The organism is Haladaptatus sp. R4 (genome assembly GCF_001625445.1).
Lineage (GTDB): Archaea > Halobacteriota > Halobacteria > Halobacteriales > Haladaptataceae > Haladaptatus.
In genome coordinates this window covers 68,264-91,947 of record NZ_LWHG01000002.1, presented here as the reverse complement: position 1 = coordinate 91,947, position 23,684 = coordinate 68,264, and the positions used below count along the sequence as shown (strand labels likewise).

The window sequence follows — 23,684 nt, the reverse complement described above, 5'->3', positions numbered from 1 at the left end:
AGCGATTCAAGTGAGACGCGTTTTTACAGCGATTCGAGATTTAATTCGGTCGACCACGTGAGTTCGCCGTCGATAATGATCGGCGTCTGTTCGAGACGGAGGAACTGAATCAGCGCTTCCTTCTCCACGTGAAACGTATTCACTTCTCCGCCGTTCAAGAAATACGTCTCGACATCGTTGATGAAGGGGGTCAGCAGGGAACCCATCCCCGAATCGACGGTCGGATACGACGTGAGTCGTAACTCGTATCCGTCCTCACAGTCGGCGTCGAGATGACAGAGGTACGGCGTCCCGCTCTCGCTCTGTGCGATCTCGATGCTGCCGTCGCCGACGACGATGTACTGATTGCCGACCAGTTGCTGTTCCCGAACGATCACGAGAGCGGATCGAAGCGAGAAGCCCCGGTTGAGAAGGCGCGCGATGGTTCGGCCGATGGGTATCGCGCTTTTGTTCGCGATTTCGCTGTAGGTGACGATGCCGCCGATGCTCCCGGAGTTGATGAGTTGGATTCCCGGTTCGTACGACCGACAACCGTTCAACAGGAACGTATCGACCGCGACATCGTCGACCGATTCGATATCGAGTTCCCCGTCGGCACAGATGAAACGGCCCTCCTCGATGTGACCGATGTAGTGGAGGAAGTCTGTGGGGGTGGTGAGCACCGACTCCAGTTCGTCCGTCGAGAGGTTCCGATGCACGTCGATATCGAACGCGAGTTCGTCCCGTTTGCCGTAGAGGTCGTCCCCGGCGTCGAACTCCGGACTCATCTCCTGTTCGTTACAGACCACCGTGATGTCGATACCCTCCGTCGATGACGACCGCTCCAGTTTGTTCTCGAAGGCGGATTTGATCAGTTTGTTCGCGCCGATAGGCATCCCGTGACCGAGCCACGCGTGTTCCAGTGCGTCCGTCGACGTCGGTGCGACGTACGGGTCGGACGTCGTCTGTTGTTGCCCTCTCTGTGTTTCCGTCCCTCGCAGGAAGCTGTCGATCGGATCCGGCGTCTTCGGTATCGACCTGCGATGGTTCTCCTCCGGCGTCGAGATGAGCGACAGGTTGTTCACCAGATACGGAATCGTCTCGACGTTGGCGATATCGTTCGTGACGGTCGTCGATAACAGCCACGTCGGCACGTGTTCTCGGATAACGTCGAACGGAATGTCGAGATAAGTCTCGACTTGTTCCGCGAGGTCGCGTTCGTACAACTCCTCGAACGACACGTCGAGGAGCGGTTCGACCACCTGCCGCTCGTGAAGCGGTATCTGGTACAACCCTTCGGTTCGCGTCACACAGTCGAAGAACAACGATTGGACGAGCACGCGTTCGATCTCACCCTCGTACCCGCGTTCCGGGTGGTCGAGCGGGTGAACGAATCCCCGGTCCGTCACGAGCCTCGGTTCCTCGCCCGGAACGACGGTTGCTCCCAGATAGTAGGCGAGCGAACTCGCCGAATAGATCATCGGCAGTTCCGGCGGGAGTTCTATCCGAACACCCGTCTCCGGCGGAGTCAGTCCGTCTGGAACGTGTAGTTCGTCCCCGAGTTCGATCTTCGGGGGATGACCCCTGAGCGACGGCAACGACCGCTCACAACTCAGCGTCTTCAGTGACGATCCGAACGCGGAGACGGCGGCCATCACGTCCGCCGGTTCCGCCGTCGTCGTCACGGTCCCCTCGGGGTGTTCGTGATACGACCGTGCCCCGATTCGGACCACCGTTTCCGTCCCGAAATCGAACTCCATCCTGTCGGTCGATGACGCGATGGTCAACTCACCGGCAACCCGCAGATAGATTCGAATCGGCGCGTTCAGTTCGACGAGATACTCGCCTTCGGGGAACTGTTCGTACGAAAACTCACCGGCTTCCGCCAGAACCGTGCCGTCCAACGAACGGACGTGCGTGATGACGATGTACGGGAGGACGAGTTTGTCCGTCCTGATTTCCGCCGCGTTGTCGACCGGGAAGTAGAACTGGTCGTCGTCCGCCGGAAGCGGACTGACGGAGGTCGGCGTCCGAATCGGGAACTGGCGTCGGTGAATGGGGTCGACGATGGTCAACCCCGTTTGCTCGACACTCTGTCGAAATATCGGTTTCATTTCACATTGAGGGCTCGGTTTCGGGCTGTAGCGCTACGACGATACCGTCGACGGTGGGGTGCGAAACTCCGTCGGCACCCCGGCCGAAAAACGTCAGAGCGGGAACCACGTCGTCGTGTGGCTCGTCTCGTGCAGATGCCATCGCTGCTTCGGTCCGTCCGGGTCGAGCTTCAGTTCGATCGTTACGTCGAACAACGGCTCTACGGCTTGAACGGAATCCGAATCGAACGCACCTGGGAAGATGTACTGACCGATTCCGGACAGTTCCTCGACGGTTTCCGTGATCTTCCGCAAGGACGTTCCACAGCATCCGACCCTTCCTCGTTCGAAAGCAACTGTAGCGAATCCAAACAGAACCGTAACTCCCCGGGCTCGAATCCCCGATTCTCGTACTGAAGTTCCAATAATTCGTCTTGAATCGCGGTTTGGAAGTCGTCGAGCGACCCTTCCACGGACGAGGCGGACAGTCGGTCCGAAAACGCGTTCGATTGTGCTTGCGTCGCCGAGCGCACCGCCACTTCGTGGGTCAGGATGTGCGCTTGAGCGGGATTTGCGTTGGCACGTGAAAGACGCTTCCGAGCCACGTCCACGTCCCGCCCGTACAGCGCGAACAGGTGGGTCCTGTCGTTGGATGGCGCGCCCAAGAACTGCACGCTCAACTCCTCGAATAGATCCGCCGGAACGTCGCCGGTGAGCAGTAGATTACCACCGGTCCGTTTCAACCGACCGAGTTCGGATTCGATTTCGACCGTCCCGTCGCTGCTGGCGGTGATGTAGTGACCTGCGAACATGAACGTCAACTTTCCGCTCGCGCGGGCCGTTCCGTCGGCGAGCGGTTGGAACAACTCCTCCAGCGCGTCGGGGTCGATACACCCGTACAGCGGCTCCGGAATTTCGGTGGAACTCACCCCCGAACACTCCACCATTCGCTGAACGATAAACGAACCGAGCGCTTCGTCACTTCCCCAATCGTAGTGGAACCTCATCGGCTCCTCTACACCACACATGAACGGCGATGTAGCACTCTCCTCCATTGAACCCATAGCTCTGTAGTTGTACTACGCCGACAGTCAAAAGCGCTTTTGGTGTTTCAGATCGAGATTCGATACCGTATGAGTTCACTATCCGATACGAAAACCAGTCCCGATCACTACCGTTTTGGGTCGGCGTTTACCGTCGCCCCGTCCCAGCATATTCGTATTATATTTTAAAAATCAACATTATTCGTTTAGCAAATAAATCCTCGTGTATCGGGTGATTCATACTTCCGAGCGTAGTAAAACGGGTATGGGTAACACGTCGAATGACGGGCAGGGGGTCCTCATGGAGTTACTGGAATTTTTGGATACGGTAGGTCCGGACGTGCTCCTCTCCACACCGGACGCGGTGTACGAGTTGCTCAAAAACGAACAACGGCGCCACCTCGTACTGTTCCTTTCCGAGCAGGAAACCGCGACCCCGATTTCACTGCTCGCGACGAACGTCGCGAGTCGTTCTCAGGGAATACCCGTAACGGACGTAACACAATCCGAGCAGGAATGGGTACGGATTCGCCTGGAGCAGGAACACCTGCCGCGACTCGCCGACTACGGTATTCTCTCCTGGACGTACGGGGAGGATATGGTCGACCCGATTCCGTCCGTGTTGCCCTTGGACGAAGAGTGACGGCCGACGGTTCCCACCCAAACCGTCCCACAAATCGCGGTGCTACTCGTTCGTATCGTGTCGTTCACCAGTGACGAAACCGGTTAGAGCGTCCACTACCAAACACCCCACAGTGCAGAACACCATCGACTGGTTGCGCGGGCGACCCTACTACGAGGGGCAGATAGCCCGCCACGAGACGCTTCCGGGGAACGACGGCGAGTTTCGTGATATCCCCCTCGAATCGCGGTTGGAATCCGCCCTCGAAACCCGTGGCATCGACCGACTCTATCGCCACCAAGCCGAGGCAGTCGAGGCGATTCGCGGCGGGGAAAACGTCGTTATCGCCACGCAAACCGCGAGCGGGAAGAGTCTGGGGTACACCATCCCGGCGTTCGAACGCGCGATGGATCACGGCGGACGAACCCTCTACATCGCGCCACAGAACGCCCTCATCAACGACCAGGAGGAGACACTGGACGGCCTCGCGCGCGAGTTGGGGTTCGGCAGTCGCGTCTCGGTGGCCCAGTACACCGGCCGACTCGACAAGAACGAAAAACGGGACGTGCGAAACCGACGGCCGACCGTCGTCCTCACGACGCCCGACATGCTCCATTACGCCCTGCTTCCCTACGCCCATCGACTCTGGGATTGGTTTTTCAAGGGCCTCGAAACGGTCGTCATCGACGAAGTGCACGAGTATCGCGGCGTCTTCGGGAGCCACGTCTCCCTCGTCCTGCGGCGACTCGCACGGGTCTGTGACCGATTCGATTCGAGTCCGCAGTTCGTCTGCTGTTCGGCGACCATCGGCAATCCGGTCGAACACGCGAGCGCCGTGACCGGCAAGTCCGAGTCCTCGTTCGCCCTCGTGGACGAGAACACGAGTCGCACCGGACCGACCCACTGGCTCCTCTGGAACCCGCCGGAGTACGAGGACGACCGCTACGGCGGCGCGAAACGCCGAAAGTCGAATCACGGCGAAACCAAACGCATCTTCGCCGACCTCGTCACCCGCGACTGCCAGACGCTCGCGTTCACCCGTTCCCGGCAGGGTGCCGAACGCTACGCGATGGAGAGCGCGGACGAACTCAGGAACAGGGGGGAGCGCTCGCTCGCCAACGACATCGCCGCGTATCAGGCGGCCCTGCGGAACGAGCGCCGCCGGGAACTCGAAGGTGGGCTTCACTCCGGCGAGGTTCGCGGCGCGTGGAGCACGAACGCGCTGGAACTCGGCGTGGACATCGGCGGCCTGGACGCCGTCCTTCTCGACGGCTATCCCGGTACGCGCATGGCGGCATTCCAGCAGGCCGGACGCGCCGGGCGCGGAACCGAGGCCAGCCTCGTTACGCTCGTCGCGGGCGAGGATCAGTTGGACCAGTACCTAATGGCGAACCCGGACGAATTCTTCGCGGGCGACCCGGAGCGGGCGGTCGTCAACCCGGAGAACGAGGAGTTGCTCCCGGAACACGTGGTCTCCGCCGCCCGCGAAACGTGGCTCTCGCCCGAGGACCGGGCGTACTTCGGCGAGAACTTTCCCGACCTCGTCGCCGACCTCGAATCGCGGGGGGAACTCGAACGTCGCCAAACGAACGGTGGCATCCGCTGGACGTACGACGGCGACGGAAGCCCGCAACACGAAATGAGCCTGCGAACCATCGACGACCGGGAGATCGACCTGTTGGACCGTTCGAACGGAAACGTCATCGCCTCGCTCCCGTTCAGCGACGCGCTGAACGACGCCCATCGCGGCGCGATCTATCACCAGCAGGGTCAGTCCTACGAGGTCGTGGACCTCGATCTGTCGCGGGACGTGGCCGAACTCTCGCCGACGTGGGCGGACTACCACACCAAGACGCTCACTGACAAGGAGATAACCGTCGAGGCGGACCTGTCGGAGAAGACGCTTTCGACCCGCGAGGACTGTACCGTCCGCTTCGCCGAGGTGACGATGCGCGAGCAGATAACCGGGTTCGAGCGACGGGACGCGAAGCGAAACGAGACGCTCGGCCGCGAATCGCTCGATCTGCCGGAACTCACGCTCCGGACCAAAGCGCTCTACTTCACGATTCCGGACGACATCGAGCGCGAGTTACGGACGATGGACGGCGATTTCAACGGTGCGATTCACGCCGCCGAACACGGGATGATTTCGCTCTTCCCGCTGGACTTGCTCTGTGACCGTAGCGACATCGGCGGTATCTCCACGCCGCTTCACCCGCACACCGAAACGAGCACGATCTTCATCTACGACGGCTACCCCGGCGGCGTCGGACTGACCCGTGAAGGCTACGAAACCATCGAATCGCTTATGGAAAGCACGTGGGAGATGCTTCGCGCCTGCGACTGCGAATCGGGGTGTCCCTCCTGCGTACAGTCGCCACAGTGTGGCAACGCGAACGATCCGCTCGACAAAGGACTCGCCGAACGCCTCCTCTCAGATCTCACGGACTGAGTCGGAAGCCTTTTAGGTAACCCTAAACCTAAATTAGGTTAGCCTAAACATGGACGACATCCTCCGACGAACCCGACGCGAGATAGAGGAGTTAGCCGTCGAGTCCGGTCCGTTTTCGGTTACCTGTGCCGAGAGCGGCGAGTGCCCGACGCCGATCACGGGCACCCGATTCGAAACGCACGACGACGCCGCACGTGCCGCCCACCTCGCGCGCGAGTACCGGGACGCGCTCCGGGAACACGATCCCGACGTTCCCGAATATCGATTCGTCGTCACCGAACTCCCAACCGATTCCCTCCAAATGGTCGGCGTCCGCGAGCGAACGAACGACGTTCGAGCCAACGGGCTTCCGCAAACCGAGCGCTCGTCACCGTCACCAGCGACCGGGACGGGGCGTGGCTCACGATGGAAAACGCGCCGCTCGTCCATCTCGCACGGGACTGTGGTCCGGTCGGTGACGACGCCGTCGGCCGTCAACTCGAATCGAAACTCTGAGCTAACGAATCCGCTCCCGGAGCTCCGGGATGAGGTCGAACTCCCCGTTCGTATCGCCTAGCACGAGCAGCGAGAAGTACCCGGTGTATGCCTGAATCGGCACCCGAACGAGGGAGAACACGACGATGGCACACAGAACGTAGGTGGCGAGGAGCACGACGAGCACGGCCACAATCGCCGGATTCGACAGGACGGCACCGAGCGCGCCGAACCCGCCGGATGCAACGATCAGTAGGATTGCGACGATGGCGAACGGAATGAGGACGACGACGGAGAGAAAGCCGCCCACGAGCGAAACGACGAAGCTCGCCGCGATGGCGATGAAAAACCGGAGGACGAGATACATGCCGTACTGTTTCCACTCGCGTTTGAGCGTCGGCCAGAACGCCTTCCACCCGGCGAGCACACCGTCTCCTCGAACCATCATCACGGGAACGACGAACGCTTTCGTCAGCGTGTCGACCAACGCGACGAGAACTCCAAGCACGAACAGCACCGGCACGAGGAACAGCAACGGTCCGAGCGCGACGTTCGCCTGTCCGTTCAACAGTGGCGGAACGGTGACGAGAACGATACCAGCCACCGGCAGGAGAACGATGAGAAAGAGGACGAGTTGGAAGCCGAACAGCGACAGCCCTTGGCCGAGATACGATTTCGCGTATCGGCGGACGTGAACCCGTTGCGTTCGAAGCGACTCCACGAACGCGAACTCCATTATCGCCCCGATTGCGGTGAAGAGCAGGCCCAAGAACACGGCGACGACGGCGAGGATGACGAGTACTGTCGCGACGCTTCCCCAAGGAATCGAGAGGTTACCAGGGGTGACGGGGAACGAACCGCCCGACTGTGGGGAGAACTGCATATTGGTTTGCACCGGCGACGCCGTACTCGTTCCTCCGAGAAAGAACACGATGACGGCAAGTCGAAGCCACGTTCCCGCATCGAAAGGGAAGAGCAACTCGCGTGTCCCCTCGATGGCGTCCTCTAGCGCGTCGACGGCGTACCAAGACATACACGGCTGTTGTCCGTCATAACTGATAAACTATCGGACAGTCCGTGTCCGAAAACGCCCTCAGACGGAGCGATGCCACAGGTGGGCGATGTACTCCTCGGGCAGCAACAGTACGTTGTAGGTGAACGTCGTCTGCACCCCGACGACGAGAAAGGCGAGAAGTCCGTGCAGCACGAACGTGAGGAGGTAGCTGACCAGCAGGTTACCGATGGTGGCGAAGACGTGGACGAACGACGTGGCCTTCATCTTCTTCTCCATGTCCGGTTCGGCAGTTACGTCGCCGAACGTGAGGAGCGCAAGCAGTCCGAACGCCACGATGGCACCGCCGACGTACGCGAACACCTCGGCCGCCGACGGGGTGCCGAACTGGCTCAGCAGGAGCCCGCCACCGCCCCAAATGGAAAGCGTGTAGCCATATGCCCGTGCTTCCGAGAGCAGGTTTCTGGAAAGTCGGCGCTGCGGGTTCATACCTGCTATTAATTCGACTGAAAGAAAGGCGTATTGGGTTATTCGCCGATCGCGTCTTCGATCTGTGAGCTGACCGTTTGACACAGGATCGCCGAGAATCCCGTTTGGGAGCTCCAAATCGCGCTTTCGTGGTCACCGAGGATGCTGATGAGGACGGTATCGTCGTCCACGATGAGCATGCGTCCCGCGGGTTCGGCGTGGGGTTTGTCGTGGCGGATGACGACTCGGAGATCACTGAAGTGTTCCTGCATCGATGGGTCCTGGGAGATGATGAGGACGTCGACGCCCGCATCCGACCGCTCGTGGAGTATCTCGACGAGTCGATCCGTGTACAGCGACTCGTCGTGGAGACCGAAGACGATTCTCGATTCGGCCTCCTCCATCAACTGTTCGATTCGACTGGTGACGGCGTTCTCGCCGTCGATGGACCAGACGTCCTCCCGCTCGCTCTCGGTATCGACGAACTCGTTCTGTGCCGATTCGAGGTAGTCGAACGCGCGTTGCTGTGCGCGCTCGAAGCGGTCGCGGAGGTGCGATTTCGCCGCCGCCAAACTCACGGGGCGATACTGGATCGGCTTCGACTGTTTTACCTCCACGAGGCCGCGCTCCTGGAGGTCGTCCGCCGCACCGTACACCTGTGATCGTGGTACGTCGGTGACGCCATGGATGTCCCGAGCGGTTCCGATCCCCAACTTCTGAAGCGCGATGAACACCTTGGCCTCGTAGTTCGAGAGACCGAGGTCGGTCAGCGCGTCGATGGCGTCAGTTTCGTCCATTTCAGTCCTCACTCGTGGATGTGGCCGCGTCGGACTTGGTTTCTATGGTGCCGCGCGCACCCGGTCCGAAGTAGCGCGTCCAGACGACGAGTAGGCTCGGGAGCACCAGCACGCTCGCGATGAACGCGTAGATGATGGTCAGTCCGGTGATGATACCGAACTGCTGGAGCGCGGGGAGGATGGCGAAGGCGAGGACACCGAAGCCACCCACGGTCGTCGCCGCACTGCCGAGCAGTGCGCCGCCGGTCCCGGTTAGACTGACCTCCAACGCTTCCCAGACCGACCCCTGTCGTTCGAGTTCCACGTTGTAGCGTTCAGAGAGGTGGATGCTGTACGCGACGCCCAGCCCGACCGTGAGGCTCGTAATCATCCCGGTCAGGATGTTGAACGGCATGCCGAGGAGGTACATCGTGCCGAGAATCCACGCCACGCTGAACACGACCGGGAGCAGGGTGACCGCTCCGAGGGTCGCGCTGCCTTCCATGAGGCGGTAGATGAGCATCAGGAAGGCGAACACGGCGACCATCGTGATGATGAGGCTCTCGATGACCGTATCGAGCAGTTGATCCTGCACGATCTCGAAGACGATGGACTGTCCCGTCGCCGTCGCTTCGAGGCCGTCGAAGGAGTCCGCCACGTCACGCATCTGCGTCGTGACGGCCGAACTCGACGCGCCGCCCTTCAGCGAGATGGCGACGCGAAGCGCGTCGTAATTACCGTCATCGCGGTGAATCACGCCGGCCGCTTGGTCCGGCGCGGCGGCGAACAGTCCATCGTAGACCTTCTTCAGGTTCTTGTCGGGCACGCCGTCGCCGTCCGTATCCGCCGCGGTGAACGTTTGGTTGAACGTCGCGTTCTCAGCGGCGACTTGCTCCATCACCGACAGCGGGCCCTCGACCTGCGGTTCGTCGTTCGAGAGCTTGATCGTCACGTCCTTGTTGGCCGCTTTTTCCTTCGCCTGATCGACCTGTTCGAGGGTATTATCCTTCGTAATATTCCCTTGTACCAGTATCTGTGCCTGTGAATCCTGCCTGACGAAGTTGTCGTTGACGTAGTCGAGGTTCTGCTTGGCCGAGTACTCCCCGGGCTTGAACGGGTCCGGAAGCTGCTCCGTCCAGTGTGGCGGGCTGTCCGCGAGGAAGTCCGTCTGCGAGAAACTCGTGTCAACCTTGGTCGCCCCGTAGCCGCCCGCCGCGCTGACGAGCAGGGTGAGGACGATGACCACGAGCGGCGCTTTACGTGCCGCCGTCGCACCGACCGTCAGGACGCGTCCGAGGACACCGCCGCCGGTCCCGAACGCCCGTTTCCGGCGGTCGAAGCCGCGCGATTCGAGGAACTCGTCGGATTCGACTTTGAGCGCCGGAATCAGTCCGCCGAAGATGACGAGCGCCGCGATGATGCCGACCGAACTCACGACACCGAAGTCCTGAATCGGTGGGAGCGGGCTGACCATGTTCGAGAGGAAGCCAATGACCGTCGTCGCGGTCACCCACGTCAGCGCCGCGCCGACGCTGATGAGCGCGACGCGCATCGACCCGCGAACGTTCGCATCGGGGTGTTCCTCACGTTCCTCGCGGGTGGCGCATGAAGACGTGAATCGCGTAGTCGATCGCCAACCCGATGAGCAGGACCGGCACCGCGATGAACATCTGGTTGAAGGTGATACCGGCCCATCCCATCGCGCCGAACGTCCAGACGAGGACGAAGACGATACCAACTACACCCAGGAGGATGTCGATCAGGTCGCGGTACGCGATGATGAGCGTCAGGATGACGAACAGGAGCGCCAGCGGACCGACGATAGCGAGGCTGTCGGTCATCGACTGGTTGATCTCCTCGCTGATGATGCCGCTCCCGAAGACGAGCGCGTCGTCGTCGAACTCGCCGTTCGCGATGGTTTTCATCCCCTGTTGGGTCGTGACGAGGATGTCGGACGTGTCACCCTCCATCGACGACTGGCTCTTCTGTTTCTGGAAGACGACCATCATCGTCGCGTTGGCCGTGGTCGATCCGGGGTCGTAGGAGGTCGGCATGAACGCCAACGCCTGGCTCGCCATCCCGCTCGAACCGCTGCTGTCGCCGGAGAGAACGGTCTTCGTCACGGAGTCGATCTGTGACTGGTTCATCGACTGCAGCTTGTCGATTTCCTGGGCGAGCGTCGGCATCGAGCCGTTTTGGAGCGCCTCCTGCCTCTGTTGCAGTTTCTCGCTCTGCTCGCCGAGTTTCTCGTACTCGTCGGCCAGCACGCCTTGCGTGCCGAGTTTGTACACCTTGCCGAACTGCGACTGAATCTCCCCTGCCTGCTGCTTGTAGGTCGATTGGTTGATCTGACCCTGCTGGTAGGAGGCGTTCAAGCCGTCGAGCTTGGCCTGCAGGCCGCGTGCCTGCGTCGCCGACTTGTTGAACGTCGCTCCCTGTTCGGCGGAGAGGTTTGCGGTCGCCTCCGAACGCACACCGGAGAGTTGGGCTTCGATCTTCGCGGACTGGTTTCGGTACGCCGCGTCATCGACCTGTCCGGATTCGTGGGATGCATTCAACTGATCGTATTGTGCCTGCAACCCGCGCGTCTTGTTGAGCGAGTCACTCAGCCCCTGCGCCGTTCGATTGAGCTGTTGGCCCCGCTGTTTGAGTTCCGCACCGTCGGCACGGAGTTCCGCGACCTTGTCCTGTTGAATCGCGGCGATTGCGATGACGTTCGCGACGCCGCTGGTCGACGTCCCGTTCGCCAACGTCGCGTTGATGGTCTCGTTCTCGTGCAGGCGCTGTTGGAACTGCAACGAGTTCACGAGTTCCTTCTTGTTCAGGACGTTATCGCCTTTGACGATGACCTGTACTGTCGTGGTGTTCTCGTTTCCGGTCGAGAAGTTCGAGTTGATGAAATCCAGCTTCTTCGCGGCCGAACTGTCGCTCTGGAACTGGTCGAGCGACGACGACTGCTCGATCATCGGTGCCCCTATACCGAGGAGCACAGTGATGACGAGGAGCACAGCGATGACCGCGCGGCTGTGCTCGGTTACGTTTCCGAAAACCCGGTCGAGGAGGCTCACGAGCGCCCTCCCGGGCCATGACGGTGTTGAATCATAGCTGTTGTTAGAATACTACTGACAGCGTTGTCAAAAAGGTGGAGGTTTTCATCCGGACCATGACATGAAGACACAGACCACTTTCTCGAAACGCGAGTTATTGGCGAGATAAAGCGGCGGGCATCACAGTCGTCGGACGATTTGCCACCAACGGTCGGACGATTTGCCACCAACGTTACCACCGTGCTCGATGGAGAGTCACCTAATGATAGATCTGCTCACCGTCCTCGGGATACTCGGTGGAGTATTCCTCCTGCTGATGAACGGTTTCTTCGTCGTCACGGAGTTCGCCATGACGCGGGTTCGGCAGTTCGACAAGGCCGAGTTCGACGAGTCGAAGGGACTCCAACGCGCGTGGGAGATGACCGACCGCCTCGAAATCTACCTCTCGGGGTGCCAGGTCGGAATCACTATCGCCAGCGTCGGACTGGGCGTGGTCGCCGAACCAGCGGTCGTCGCGGCGTTTCATCCGATCATCGACGCCGTCGGGATCGGCAGCGGGTCCACCGAAGCCCTCTCGGCGATTCTCGCGCTCGCCGTCATCAACCTCATGCACATCATCATCGGCGAACAAGCGCCGACCTACTTCGGCATCGAGCGAACGAAGTTCGCGGCGCGATACGGGTCCGGAGTGCTGTACTGGTGGACGAAACTGATGTACCCCGTCATCATCCTCGCCGATAAAACCGCGAAGGGACTGCTCTCGCTGTTCGGTATCGACATCGAGCGCTCGTGGACCGAGGGCGAAGACGGCGAGGACGGCGAGCAGGAAATCGCGAGCAGGGCAGACCTCCATCGACGGATGGGGGACGTTCTCGCCGCAGTGGAGGACCTCCCGGAGGAACGGGAGGAGGAGATATTGGCCGCGCTCCGGATCGAACGTGTCCCGGTCCGGAACATCATGATCCCACGCGAGGACATCGTGGCCCTCTCGACCACGGAACCGATCGAGGAGAACATCCGGCGGATGCGGGAGACCCCCGTCGTTCGATTCCCCCTCATCGACGGGTCGCTGGACGAGTTTCGGGGTATCATCTACGCACCCAGCATCATCGGTCAGTACGACGAACTCCGGGACGGGGAGGTTTCCCTAACCGACATCGCACACGACCCCATGACGGTCGCTGGCGACACGAGCGTCGCCGACGCCATCGACCTGTTTCAGGCGCAACATCAAGAACTCGCGTTGGTGTTGGACGGAAGCGACGTCATCGGGTTGGTGACGGCGACGGACGCGTTTGAGGAGGTCCTCGGGGAGTTGGAGGACCCGACCGACAGGGAAGTCACAGCTTAGTCGTGGAACTCGCGCGCGTCTTCCGCCCGCATCGTCTTCCACTCGCCGTCCTCGGTTCGCACCTGCACGTACCCGTCCGGAATCTCCGCTTCGACCGTCTCGACGTGCGTTTCGAGGAGGTGTGCTTCGTACTGGTTCAACGCGGCCCGCTCGGATGGCGCGATGGCCACCCAACCGCAGTCCGCTTGACTGCACCGAATCATCGAGTGTCGCCAACACACCACGGCCACAATAAAGGTTGAGAAACTCCTTTGAAAGCGATTGGTGGTTGAAATCTACGTTCCGGTGACGGTTCCGGAGGAGAGGTCCCCGATGGTCCCCTTCACGGTGTATTCCGGCGTCTGAACCGTAATCGTCGACTGCGGTGTCACGTCGTAGAATTTGAGGTCGAGCGAATACGAGCCGTCCCCTCGGATTCCCGCCGCCTCCCGTTGACCCGACCTTGGGTGGCGCGCCCACGCCGTTTTTCCGGCGGAGGCCGAATCAGCGACGCCATCGATTTCGTAGGATTTGGGCGAGTACGACGTATCCTCCCCTTCGATGGGATAGCCCTTGTCGTGCCACACCCAGAATCCCTCGTCGATGACGTAGACGTTTTCGTATCCGTCGTTCATCAGCTTTCCCGCACGCATCGACGAGAGATGGTGGGGACAGCCACAGTAACAGACGATTCGGTCTTTTTTCCCCCACCGAGAGATCGGGTCGTCCTTCTCGAATCCGTCCGGCGCAGGGCTGAGCACCGCACCCTCGATGTGGGACGTGTCGTACTGCGTTTTTCCACGGGCGTCGGCGAACTCGGCACTGCCTTTTTCGTACCACTCGTGAACGACCGATATCGGTGCGAGCGGGACGTGAGCGCCGTATCGTTCCACGGTATCGAACCCCTCCTCGGATTTCGGATTCGAGTCCGCGTCCGAACCCGACCCGATTCGGCCGAGACAACCGCTCAATCCCGCGACCGAAACGGCACTCGCCGCCAGAAACTCACGCCGATTCATTACCGAGTCCGTAGTAGTTGCTCGGCAATTAACTTTCTTGATGATATTTCGGACCGTATTTCAATGCTTCAAACGCCCCAAACCGGCAAATGAAGACTGTAACCTAACTGGTTTGGGATCGTCTTTTTTCAAAATAACGACGTACCGACTACTATTCTCGGGGCACATACGCCATGAAAGACACACACGTAGAAGCCGGGAAGGCGATACAGCAGCAAACCGGGAAGACGTTCCACCTCGCGACTCGGTTACTGCCCGAGCGAGTGCGCCATCCGACCTACGTGTTGTATGGCTTCTTCCGGATCTGTGACGAAGTGGTGGACGACGCTGCCGACGTTCCACCCGAAGAACAGTCGAAGCGACTGGAGTCGCTTCGAAACCAAGCGCTCGGGTCGAAACCGCCCGACGACCCCGTGCTGGAGGCGTTCAACGACCTCCGCGAGTCGCACGGAATCTCGGACGAGGAAGTGGCCGTCTTCATCGACGCGATGGCCGCCGACATCGAGAAATCGCGCTACGAGAACTACGAGGAGTTGGAGGCGTACATGCGCGGGTCGGCCGCCGCCGTCGGCCAGATGATGACCTCGGTGATGAACCCGGCTAACCCCGACCGGGCGCGACCGCACGCCACCGCGCTCGGCGAGGCGTTCCAACTCACGAACTTCCTGCGCGACGTGCGCGAGGACGTCGAAGACCGGGACCGGATTTACCTGCCACGGACGACGCGGGAACGCCACGGCGTCACGGACGAACAGATCGAACGACTCGAATTCACCGACGGGTTCGCGGCCGTCATGCACGACGAACTCCGCCGCGCGGAGGCGCTGTATCGGGAAGGCGTCGCTGGCATCCAGTACCTCCCCGAGGATTGCCAGTTCGCCGTGTTGCTCGCGGCCGTGCTGTACGCCGAGTACCACCGCGTGATTCGAGCGCAGGGCTACGACGTTCTCTCCCGGGAACCGTCGTTCGGGACCACCAGAAAACTCGTGTTGCTCGCCAAGACTCGCTGGCACTGGCGAAAGACGGGCGACCCGGAAACCGTCTTCCGCGCCGTGAGTCCGGTCGGAACGCCCGAGCATCGCGGGTCGGACGTGGAGCGCCGGGATACGCTTCCGACGCGGTAACGACGAGTTTCAGTCGTCGGAACGCGCTTCGTCCGGTTGTCCCCCGTCAGATTCGCTCGCGAAATCCGGCAACTCCGGGACGGCAGTCGTATCGTGTGAACCGGTCGGCGGGAGGTTGACCGATGCTGCGGAGGAACCGTCGAGATCGGTTTTCGTGTTCAACGTCGTCATCTCGCCGTCGGCGTCGCGGGCGTCCTGGTCGATTCGCATCGAACAGAACTCCACGCCGCACATCGAGCAGAAGCGGGCCTCCTTGTAGTTGTCCCCGGGAAGCGTCTGGTCGTGGTACGACATCGCGCGTTCGGAATCGAGCGCGAGGTCGAACTGGCGTCGCCAGTCGAACTCGTAGCGGGCCTCCGAGAGGGCGTCGTCCCAGTCCCGCGCGCCGGGCAACCCGTTCGCCACGTCCCCGGCGTGAGCAGCGATACGGTAGGCCGCGAGTCCGTCCCGAACGTCCTCCTCGTCCGGAAGCCCGAGGTGTTCTTTCGGAGTCACGTAACAGAGCATGGCCGCACCGGCGCGGGCCGCTTCCGTCGCGCCGATGGAACTCGTGATGTGGTCGTAGCCGGGCGCGATGTCGGTGACGAGCGGTCCGAGGACGTAGAACGGCGCACCGCCACAGACCTCCTGCTGGCGTTCGACGTTCATCGCTATCTCGTCCATCGGAACGTGGCCCGGTCCCTCGACCATTACCTGAACCCCGTGGTCCCGTGCGACCTCCGTCAGTTCGCCGAGCGTGTCCAATTCAGCGAACTGCGCGTCGTCGCAGGCGTCGGCCAAACAACCAGGACGGAGGCTGTCCCCGAGGCTGAACGTCACGTCGTGTTCGGCAAATATTTCGCAGATTTCCTCGAATTTTACGTACAACGGGTTCTGCATCCCGTTTTCCTCCATCCACTGTGCGAGGAGCGAACCGCCTCGGGAGACGATGCCCGTCTTTCGCCCGTCCGTGAGCGGCAGGTGCTCCATCAGGATGCCCGCGTGAATCGTCATGTAATCGACGCCCTGCTCGGCCTGTTTCCGGATGACGTCGAGGAGCAGTTCGTGCGTGAGGTCCGTAACGTCATCGACGCGCGTAACGGCACCGTAGATTGGAACCGTGCCGACGGGAATCGGGGAGTACCGGACGTTCGTCTCCCGTATCTCGTCGAGGTTTCCGCCGGTACTCAGATCCATCACGGTGTCCGCCCCGTAGTGAACCGCCGTGTGCAGTTTCCGGAGTTCGCCTTCGAGACCGCTCGTCGTCTCGCTGTTGCCGATGTTCGCGTTGACCTTCGTCGCGAACTCGCGGCCGATTATCATCGGGTCGAGCGCCTCGTGGTCGTGATTGGCCGGAATGACCGCTTGCCCGTCCGCGACCTGTTGGCGGACGAACTCGGCGTCCCTGTTCTCCCGCTCCGCGACCCGCTCCATCGCCGCGGTTATCTCCCCGGCACGAGCGCGTTGGAGTTGTGTCTTCGGCATCAATTACTAGGTCATATTACTCGGTGATAACTCTTGCCGATGACGACGGGCACCAACGTTGACGGCGATTCGGCACGAAGCGGGGGTATGCACGTCGCAGTCCTCGACGAACCCGGTTCGTTCGTCGTCGAAGAGCGAGAGAGACCGAACCCAGGTCCCGACGAAGTAGTCGTGAAGATAGACGAGGTCGGCATCTGCGGGTCCGACGTACACTACTACGAACACGGCCGAATCGGCGACTACGTGGTCGAATCGCCGCTCGTCCTCGGACACGAGAGCGCGGGCGAGGTCGTCGCCGTCGGTGAGAGCGCGGGCGACGATTTCACAGTTGGCGACAGGGTGACGCTCGAACCCGGCGTCCCCTGTCGGCGCTGTGCCCACTGCAAGCGCGGCGAGTACAACCTCTGTCCCGACGTGACGTTCATGGCGACGCCACCCGACGACGGCGCGTTCGCGGAGTTCGTCGCGTGGCCCGCCGACTTCACCTATCGGCTTCCGGACGACGTTTCGACCCGTGAGGGTGCGCTCTGTGAACCCCTCAGCGTCGGGATTCACGCTGCTCGACGCGGGAACGTCGACGTCGGCGACTCCGTGCTCGTCACCGGTTGTGGACCCATCGGTCTGTTGGCGATGGAAGCAGCGAACGCGGCCGGTGCGACCGAGGTGTTCATCTCGGACGTCGTCCCAGAAAAACTCGCGCTGGCCGAGTCGCGGGGCGCGGACGCGACCATCGACGTGAGCGAGGAGGACCTCGGCGAAGCGGTCTCCCGACTCACGGGCGGCGAGGGCGTGGACGTGATCATCGAAGCCTCCGGGGCGACCCCGGCGATTCGAACCACCATCGATGCGGTGCGACGGGGTGGAACCATCGTCCTCATCGGCCTTTCACAGGACGACGAAATCCCGCTCGCCACGGGCGACATCATCGACAACGAACTCGACGTTCGCGGGTCGTTCCGCTACCGGAACACGTACCCTGCGGCCATTCAGTTGCTAGCGGACGGCGCGGTAGACGTCGAAGGTATCGTGGATTTCGAGATGGAACTGTCGGATGTCGGCGAGGCGTTCGAGCGAGCGAAGGCGTTAGGAACCGTGAAAGGAATGATTTCGGTTTCCGACTAGCCCGTCCCGGAAACCGGCCGGAGGAGTAGATTTTTTCGAAGCGCAACGCGCGATGTCTGTGAAGTTAAGACGTGGTCCTCGACAACACGATTCTAAGAGACGCTTTACCGTGGTAAACTCTGTCGAAATATTTACTCGCTAATGAGTAAACCTTATCAACGTCAGTCCGCTACGGTGCGTTGATGAACGAAACGAGCAACAAAACGAGCACAGAGGAGGTCGAACGATAATGTGGCAAGACATCGTTTTCCTGTGCGGGAGCGTCTTTTCGCTTCTCGTCCTCGTGCCGACCCTCCGCGATTCCATGGCGAACGTACCGCTCGGAACGTCCCTTCCATCGGCCATTATCGGCATCATCTACGGGACCGCGTTTCTCACACTCGGTATGCAACTCTCCGCTGGCGGGTCGCTTCTCACGGGAATCATGTGGAGTCTCATCGCGTTCCTTCGGTCGCCGAATCCGCTCTCCGATTCCGAGCCAGAAACGCACGCCGGATATTCTACCCCACAACACGCGGACTGAAGTCGCGAAAACACGCGGACCGACGCAACGAACGACGAAAGCCGAAACGGCAATTCTCGATTTTCATCGACCGAAACCACGACGACGAGCGGCCGCGCTGGCAGTCACCAGCACGACCGTCGGTCATCGTCCGCAACCGGCAATCGTCCTCCGCAACCGCCGATTACCGTCTGCAACCCGTGATTATCGTCCGAAACGACTCGTTTTCCGCTTCAGTCGCGGGAGTCTCACTCGTCGACCGGCAACGAGCGGTTCGCGAGCGTCATCAGGTCGCCGTCGTCGGCGGTGAACGGCCGCAACAGGACGCTGAACTGCGTCGATGTCGCCCGAACCTGATACTCGTCGTACGGTTCGACGGGCGTCCCGCCGACGCCCGTCATCGCGTCGTCCAGATTGAACGCCACGCTGTCGGCTTCTTCGAGTTCGTACTGGTGGCCCGCTTCGGCCAGGTTCGAGAACCGGTTCGTGCTCACGTTCATCGATCCGTCGGTTGCGACGCCGAGCAGGCCCGCGCCGTCGTCGTTCGCGAGCGCGGCCCAGCGCGTTTCGGCCTTGTTCCCGTTGTCCGTCGGCGGGACGTACGGGACGTACTGCTCCTCGATCGTCCCGGAGTACCGCCCGATGTCGGCACCCCAGCGGCGGTCGGGATACGTCTCGACGGGACCGCGGCCGTACCACTCGAACGTGTCGAGCGACGTCGGCATTTGTAGTTGGACACCCATCTTCGGCAGGTAGTCCGTGACGGTCGCTTTCAGTTGGTCGTTCGGCGCGGCGGCAACGTCCATCACCACGTCGCCGCTTCCGAACACGTGGTAGCTGTAGGTCGTCTCGAACCCGTGACCCCGGGGGCTGGACTGGGAGTCGTAGAACTCGTCGAAGCCGTACCACAGTACAGCGTCGTCCGACGCCGAGTCGGGTTGTGACGCGACCTCGTCGGCCGACAGCGCGCGGTCGTACACCCGCACAGAATCGACCGTCGTGGCCGTGGCGCGCTCGCCGTGCTCCGAGTTGTGTGCAACCTGGAGCGGTTCGTCGGTTCCGTTGACCGACGAGGCATCGTGCGTTCGGGAGGCGAAGAGTTCGCCGTCGAGATACAGACGGAGTTCGTCCGTATCGCAAACCCCGGTGAGCGTGTGCCAACCGTCGCTCAGGTCGCTCGGAATCGTGTCGTTGACGGCGACCCACGTCTCGTCGTAGATGAAAAACGAGAACCGGTCGTCGTTCACCTTGAGCGCGTACTGGTGGTCACCCTTGGCGACGAGCGGGTGGTCACCACCGGTCTCGACTCCGTCGAACGTGATGCTGACGGTGAAGCCCGGACTCGTGAAGTTCAGCGCCTCGGGTGAACCAGCATCGACGTAGTCGTCGCCGTCGAGTTGCACCGCCGACCCGTTCCTCCCGGAGACGATTTCCGGGTCGCCCACGAGCGTGCCGTCGCTTCCGGTCGCGCTCGCATCGGGCGTCTTCCGGACCGTCGTCGGCGGCGCGCCTTGGACGAAGCCGTCCACATCGATTCGGACGTGTGGATCGGAAACCCGCTCGACGGACACGTCGTCCACGAGCTGCGTGAGATGATCCAATCCCGCCGCGTACCAGCTCGACGCCTGCTCGCTTCCCCAGCCCTGCACCTCGTTCATGATCGGGGCGCGCCACGCGTTGAACTGCGGGCCGCGGTCCACGACGTCCGTCCCGCCGTAGTTCATCGCCGAGAACGTTCCGGCGTCCGTGTCCAGCGTGTACTCGAACCCGTCGCCGGAGACGGTAACGGCATCGTCCGCCGTCGAGACGTCGAGCGCCGGAAGGTCGCCCTCGGCGACCGTCGGCGTGTCCGGAACGTCGAACGGGATTTCGAGTTGGTCGCGGGCCACGTCGTGGCCCGCGTCGGCGTAGGCGGTCGGTTCGCGGAGCGAGAACGAGACGTTGAGTCGGTACGCCGCGCCAGCATCGAGATGGTGCGGTTCCTCGAACGGGATTCGAACCCGTCGGGTTTCGCCGGGGTCCAAATCGAGGTCCAGACGGCCCGAATCGAGAACCCTGTCGTCCTCCACGAGTTGCCACTTCCCGCGCATCGCGCGCATGTCGGTGAACGCGAAGTGGTTGGTGATGTACACCTCCCCGTCGGTCAGTTCGGCGGTCGGCGCGACTTTGACGGGTTGGTGGCTGTGTTTCAACTGCGGCACGTCGGGTTGGACGCTCCGGTCGGCCCAGACGAGGCCGTCGAGACAGAACGGGTTGTCGTCGTAGAACGTGTATTCGACCTCCTCGCCGTCGACCGTCTTCGTGCGCGTGACGGCTTGATCCTCCCACGCCCAGACGAACCCGCCTTGGAGGCTCTCGTCCCTGAGCAGTGCGGCGAACGTGTATCCCAGAACGGGGTCCGCGGTGTCGCCCGATACCTCGTCGGCCGACAGCGGACGGTCGAAGACGCGAACCGAATCGAGCGTTATCGTTCCGCCGTGACCGTGGTCGTGGTCGTGACCATGGCCGTGACTATGGCCATGACCGTAGTTCCCGCCGTGGCTGTGGTCGTCGTGGTCACGACCCCATTCGTCATGGCCGCCGCGATGGTGTCCGCCGTGGTGATGACGGCCATCGTGATGGTGCCCGCCTCTACGGTGATGGTGGCCACCGTGGTGGTTTCCGTCGCTTCCGTTTCCGATGACGAGCGCCCCGTCGCCTCCCGGCAGTCGCCCGCCGTCGTGGTCGGTGGTTGCCAAGCGCTCGCCGTCGAGGTAGAGGGCCAACTCGTCGGAGTCACCGGTTGCGACGAGGGTGTGCCAGCCATCGCTCGCGTCCCGTGGAAGGCGGGCAGTGACGGAGTCCCGCCCGCCGCCGTGAACGCTGAAGGTGAGTTTCCGCCCGCGGTCGAGGGCGAGCGCGTACTCGTCGTCCTTCGAGACGAGCGTCCGTTCGGTTCGGGAATCGACCCCGCTCAGTGTCAGCGCGAGCGTGAATCCGTCCTCGAAGTCGAGCGACGGGGACGCTTCGACTTCGATGGTGTCGTCGTCGTCCAACGTAATCGCGCCGCCGTCCTCCCCGATTCCTATCGTGGGCGTGCCGACCAGCACGCCGTCGTTGTCGTTGCCGGTTTCGTCGCTGGCCGTTCTGACCGGCGGTTGGATGTGTTCGGACCACATCGCGTGGACGAGGCCCAAACTGTTGCCCATCGCGTGGTTGTACTCGCCCATCACGACGGGACGTTTGCCGTCGCCGATGCTGGTGCCGTCCGCGACGGAGAGCAGGCTATCCACGTCCGGGTAGCGCGGCCCGAGCATGTCGCTGTACTCGACGTTCCACCCGCCGCCGTTCGGTTGGTGGTACATGAGACGGTCGGGCGCGAGTCCGTACACCGGGCCGTCGTAGGATTCGACGCGCTGACGCCAGCGACGTCGCTGGTGTCCTCGGGGAGGTACTCCTTGGAATCCATGGCGAGCGCGGCCATGTTGAGGTGTTCGTTCCCCGTTCCGGCCTCGTTTCCGGTGGACCACGCGAAGATAGACGCGTGGTTGCGGTCCCGGAGCACCATCCGTCGGAAGCGCTCGACCATCGCGTCGTGGTAGGCCTCGGTGTTCGCCGCCAAGCCCTGCCACCAGTGCGTTTCGACGTCCACCTCGTCGGCGACGTAGATACCGTACTCGTCGGCGAGTCGGTAGAACGTCGGGTCGTTCGGGTAGTGGGAATTCCTGATGGCGTCGATGTTGTTCCGTTTCATCAACGTCAGGTCTGTCTTCAGCGTCTCCAGTCGCACCGCACGTCCGGTTTTCGGGTCGCCCTCGGGCCGGTTGACACCTCGAATGTTGACCGGCCTACCGTTGACGAGCACCTGCGCGCCGGACTTTCCGCGCGTGGTTTCGTACGTTCTGAATCCGATCTTGTCGGTCATCGCCTCGGTCGTCCGACCGTGGCGAACGAGTTCGAGCCCGACCGTGTAGAGATTCGGGTGTTCGGCCGACCACTGTTCGGGTTTTCCGACGTCCGTTTCGAGCGTTACCGTCCCGCCGTCCGAATCGACGCGAACGCCGTCCCAAAGCGATTTGACACGCCGCCCGTCGGGGTCGAAGAGGTGCGCCCTGACGGCGTATCGTCCCGCCGGGTCCTCGTCGTAGTTCGCAATCTCGGCGTCGATTCGGAGGTGTCCGTCCTCGTACTCGTCGTCGAGTCCGGAGCGGACGTAGAAGTCCCGGACGTGCACTTTCGGGGTGGCGAAGAGGTAGACGCTCCGATGGATGCCGGAGAACCGGAACATGTCGTTGGTCTCCATCGCCTCGCCGTCCGAGAACCGGTAGGCTTGGACGGTCACGGTGTGGTCGCTTCCCGCCGAAACGTGTTCGGTGATGTCGAACTCGCCCGGCGTCATCGACCCTTCATGGAAACCGACGTACTGGTCGTCCACCCAGACGAAGTAGGCCTGTTTCACCGCCGCGAAGTGCAGGAACACCTCGCGGCCATCCCAGTTCGACGGCACGGAAACCGACCGTCGATACGTTCCGGTCGGGTTGGTATCGGGAATCTCGATGTCGTATCGCGGATCGAGGTTGCCGTCGAGTGCGGGGTCGTAGCCCTCCCACGTGATGGAGTTGTTCAGGTAGATGAGTTGGTCGTACCCCTGCGTCTGCCAGCAACCAGGTACGTCGACTTTCTCCCAGTCCGTCACGCCGTCGTAGCTCTCCGGCCTACTCGCCGGATGCGTGTAAAACCTGAAATCCCACTTTCCGTCCAGTAGTTCGACGTACTCGGATTCGGCGAACCGCTCTTCGAGTTTCGTGAACGGTTCGTCGGCGTCCATCGCTGCACGGACCGACCCGAACGGCACCGCCGCGGTGGCGTGTGTCGGTTCGGTCCCCTGTTCGAACAACCCGGGGTCCGCGATGTAATCGGCCAAATTTCCGACTCGTCCGGGGCCGGATGCCGTCTCCGGACCAAGCGACGAATCCGCCGCCGCGATCCCGATTGCGCCGTTCGCCGCCGTCGCAGCGGCGAACGTCGCGACTCCGGTCGCCTGCAGAAACTCACGCCGTGACGCGCCTATCTTCGATGTCTGTTCCGCCCGTCGTTCCTCGATTTTCTCACTCATTGATGCCTTCACCGTGATTGTCATGGGAAATCATGACACACGGAGTACGTAGCAACATCAGT

At 61.9% G+C, this 23,684-nt stretch carries 17 protein-coding genes and 1 pseudogene; 7 read left to right on the top strand and 11 right to left on the bottom strand.

Annotated elements, in window-relative coordinates; genetic code table 11:
- Positions 1-23: 23 nt before the first annotated feature.
- Both A4G99_RS01165 and A4G99_RS01160 read right to left on the bottom strand, forming a co-directional pair.
- The gene (locus A4G99_RS01165) at positions 24-2,054 is read right to left on the bottom strand and encodes a hypothetical protein (RefSeq protein ID WP_223301537.1); all 2,031 of its coding nucleotides are present in this window, start codon (positions 2,052-2,054) and stop codon (positions 24-26) included.
- A gap of 239 nt (positions 2,055-2,293) precedes the next feature.
- Positions 2,294-3,079, bottom strand: coding sequence for a HalOD1 output domain-containing protein (locus tag A4G99_RS01160; RefSeq protein WP_223301536.1), 786 nt, complete (start codon positions 3,077-3,079; stop codon positions 2,294-2,296).
- 301 nt (positions 3,080-3,380) lie between these two features.
- Between A4G99_RS01160 and A4G99_RS01155 the strand changes: the two genes are divergently transcribed.
- The 3 genes from A4G99_RS01155 (at position 3,381) to A4G99_RS01145 (ending at position 6,745) form a co-directional block, all read left to right on the top strand.
- Positions 3,381-3,758 (top strand): hypothetical protein, encoded by a 378-nt coding sequence (locus tag A4G99_RS01155; protein WP_223301535.1) that lies wholly within the window; start codon positions 3,381-3,383, stop codon positions 3,756-3,758.
- A gap of 112 nt (positions 3,759-3,870) precedes the next feature.
- Positions 3,871-6,189: a DEAD/DEAH box helicase gene (locus tag A4G99_RS01150; protein WP_066138362.1), complete on the top strand. Its 2,319-nt coding sequence runs from the start codon at positions 3,871-3,873 to the stop codon at positions 6,187-6,189.
- Positions 6,190-6,238: 49 nt separating this feature from the next.
- Entirely contained in the window at positions 6,239-6,745 is a 507-nt protein-coding gene (locus tag A4G99_RS01145) for a hypothetical protein (RefSeq protein WP_223301534.1), read from the top strand.
- Here A4G99_RS01145 and A4G99_RS01140 read toward each other — a convergent pair.
- The 4 genes and pseudogenes from A4G99_RS01140 to A4G99_RS29665 form a co-directional block, all read right to left on the bottom strand.
- Positions 6,686-7,696: a hypothetical protein gene (locus tag A4G99_RS01140; RefSeq protein WP_066138359.1), complete on the bottom strand. Its 1,011-nt coding sequence runs from the start codon at positions 7,694-7,696 to the stop codon at positions 6,686-6,688. The genes A4G99_RS01145 and A4G99_RS01140 overlap by 60 nt on opposite strands.
- Before the next feature lie 60 nt (positions 7,697-7,756).
- Positions 7,757-8,164: a hypothetical protein gene (locus A4G99_RS01135; protein ID WP_066138356.1), complete on the bottom strand. Its 408-nt coding sequence runs from the start codon at positions 8,162-8,164 to the stop codon at positions 7,757-7,759.
- A 38-nt stretch (positions 8,165-8,202) separates the two neighbouring features.
- Positions 8,203-8,940: a TrmB family transcriptional regulator gene (locus tag A4G99_RS01130; protein ID WP_066138353.1), complete on the bottom strand. Its 738-nt coding sequence runs from the start codon at positions 8,938-8,940 to the stop codon at positions 8,203-8,205.
- A gap of 1 nt (position 8,941) precedes the next feature.
- Positions 8,942-11,987: pseudogene (locus A4G99_RS29665) on the bottom strand (MMPL family transporter).
- A 241-nt stretch (positions 11,988-12,228) separates the two neighbouring features.
- Between A4G99_RS29665 and A4G99_RS01120 the strand changes: the two are divergent.
- Complete coding sequence (locus tag A4G99_RS01120) at positions 12,229-13,317, top strand: CNNM domain-containing protein (protein ID WP_066138350.1); 1,089 nt, start codon at positions 12,229-12,231, stop codon at positions 13,315-13,317.
- On the opposite strand, the gene A4G99_RS01115 is transcribed toward A4G99_RS01120, so the two are convergent.
- Together A4G99_RS01115 and A4G99_RS01110 are read right to left on the bottom strand one after the other, a co-directional pair.
- Positions 13,314-13,520, bottom strand: coding sequence for a hypothetical protein (locus A4G99_RS01115; RefSeq protein ID WP_066138347.1), 207 nt, complete (start codon positions 13,518-13,520; stop codon positions 13,314-13,316). The genes A4G99_RS01120 and A4G99_RS01115 overlap by 4 nt on opposite strands.
- Before the next feature lie 72 nt (positions 13,521-13,592).
- On the bottom strand, positions 13,593-14,315 hold the full coding sequence (locus tag A4G99_RS01110) for a rhodanese-like domain-containing protein (RefSeq protein ID WP_066138344.1): 723 nt from the start codon (positions 14,313-14,315) through the stop codon (positions 13,593-13,595).
- A 173-nt stretch (positions 14,316-14,488) separates the two neighbouring features.
- On the opposite strand from A4G99_RS01110, the gene A4G99_RS01105 reads away from it, so the two are divergent.
- Positions 14,489-15,439 carry a phytoene/squalene synthase family protein gene (locus A4G99_RS01105; protein WP_066138341.1) on the top strand — a complete coding sequence of 317 codons (951 nt, stop codon included), beginning with the start codon at positions 14,489-14,491 and terminating at the stop codon, positions 15,437-15,439.
- Between the two features lie 9 nt (positions 15,440-15,448).
- On the opposite strand, the gene thiC is transcribed toward A4G99_RS01105, so the two are convergent.
- A complete protein-coding gene (gene thiC, locus A4G99_RS01100; RefSeq protein WP_394337434.1) occupies positions 15,449-16,852 on the bottom strand; it encodes a phosphomethylpyrimidine synthase ThiC in 1,404 nt (467 codons plus the stop codon).
- Positions 16,853-16,990: 138 nt separating this feature from the next.
- On the opposite strand from thiC, the gene A4G99_RS01095 reads away from it, so the two are divergent.
- Together A4G99_RS01095 and A4G99_RS01090 are read left to right on the top strand one after the other, a co-directional pair.
- On the top strand, positions 16,991-18,025 hold the full coding sequence (locus A4G99_RS01095) for an NAD(P)-dependent alcohol dehydrogenase (protein WP_066138559.1): 1,035 nt from the start codon (positions 16,991-16,993) through the stop codon (positions 18,023-18,025).
- A 229-nt stretch (positions 18,026-18,254) separates the two neighbouring features.
- Complete coding sequence (locus tag A4G99_RS01090; protein WP_066138334.1) at positions 18,255-18,548, top strand: hypothetical protein; 294 nt, start codon at positions 18,255-18,257, stop codon at positions 18,546-18,548.
- A gap of 227 nt (positions 18,549-18,775) precedes the next feature.
- On the opposite strand, the gene A4G99_RS26445 is transcribed toward A4G99_RS01090, so the two are convergent.
- Positions 18,776-21,685: a LamG-like jellyroll fold domain-containing protein gene (locus A4G99_RS26445; protein ID WP_303645611.1), complete on the bottom strand. Its 2,910-nt coding sequence runs from the start codon at positions 21,683-21,685 to the stop codon at positions 18,776-18,778.
- 50 nt (positions 21,686-21,735) lie between these two features.
- Positions 21,736-23,622, bottom strand: coding sequence for a glycoside hydrolase family 2 protein (locus A4G99_RS24160; RefSeq protein ID WP_223301533.1), 1,887 nt, complete (start codon positions 23,620-23,622; stop codon positions 21,736-21,738).
- Positions 23,623-23,684 lie beyond the last annotated feature (62 nt).

Bases quoted from the DNA above. Each gene is read 5' to 3' on its own strand.
- A4G99_RS01115 (WP_066138347.1), bottom strand. From the start codon at position 13,520: ATGATTCGGTGCAGTCAAGCGGACTGCGGTTGGGTGGCCATCGCGCCA.
- A4G99_RS01105 (WP_066138341.1), top strand. From the start codon at position 14,489: ATGAAAGACACACACGTAGAAGCCGGGAAGGCGATACAGCAGCAAACC.
- A4G99_RS01145 (WP_223301534.1), top strand. From the start codon at position 6,239: ATGGACGACATCCTCCGACGAACCCGACGCGAGATAGAGGAGTTAGCC.
- A4G99_RS01135 (WP_066138356.1), bottom strand. From the start codon at position 8,164: ATGAACCCGCAGCGCCGACTTTCCAGAAACCTGCTCTCGGAAGCACGG.
- A4G99_RS26445 (WP_303645611.1), bottom strand. From the start codon at position 21,685: ATGTGGTCCGAACACATCCAACCGCCGGTCAGAACGGCCAGCGACGAA.
- thiC (WP_394337434.1), bottom strand. From the start codon at position 16,852: ATGGAGCGGGTCGCGGAGCGGGAGAACAGGGACGCCGAGTTCGTCCGC.
- A4G99_RS01095 (WP_066138559.1), top strand. From the start codon at position 16,991: ATGCACGTCGCAGTCCTCGACGAACCCGGTTCGTTCGTCGTCGAAGAG.
- A4G99_RS01140 (WP_066138359.1), bottom strand. From the start codon at position 7,696: ATGTCTTGGTACGCCGTCGACGCGCTAGAGGACGCCATCGAGGGGACA.
- A4G99_RS01090 (WP_066138334.1), top strand. From the start codon at position 18,255: ATGTGGCAAGACATCGTTTTCCTGTGCGGGAGCGTCTTTTCGCTTCTC.
- A4G99_RS24160 (WP_223301533.1), bottom strand. From the start codon at position 23,622: ATGAGTGAGAAAATCGAGGAACGACGGGCGGAACAGACATCGAAGATA.
- A4G99_RS01120 (WP_066138350.1), top strand. From the start codon at position 12,229: ATGATAGATCTGCTCACCGTCCTCGGGATACTCGGTGGAGTATTCCTC.
- A4G99_RS01155 (WP_223301535.1), top strand. From the start codon at position 3,381: ATGGGTAACACGTCGAATGACGGGCAGGGGGTCCTCATGGAGTTACTG.
- A4G99_RS01160 (WP_223301536.1), bottom strand. From the start codon at position 3,079: ATGAGGTTCCACTACGATTGGGGAAGTGACGAAGCGCTCGGTTCGTTT.
- A4G99_RS01130 (WP_066138353.1), bottom strand. From the start codon at position 8,940: ATGGACGAAACTGACGCCATCGACGCGCTGACCGACCTCGGTCTCTCG.
- A4G99_RS01110 (WP_066138344.1), bottom strand. From the start codon at position 14,315: ATGAATCGGCGTGAGTTTCTGGCGGCGAGTGCCGTTTCGGTCGCGGGA.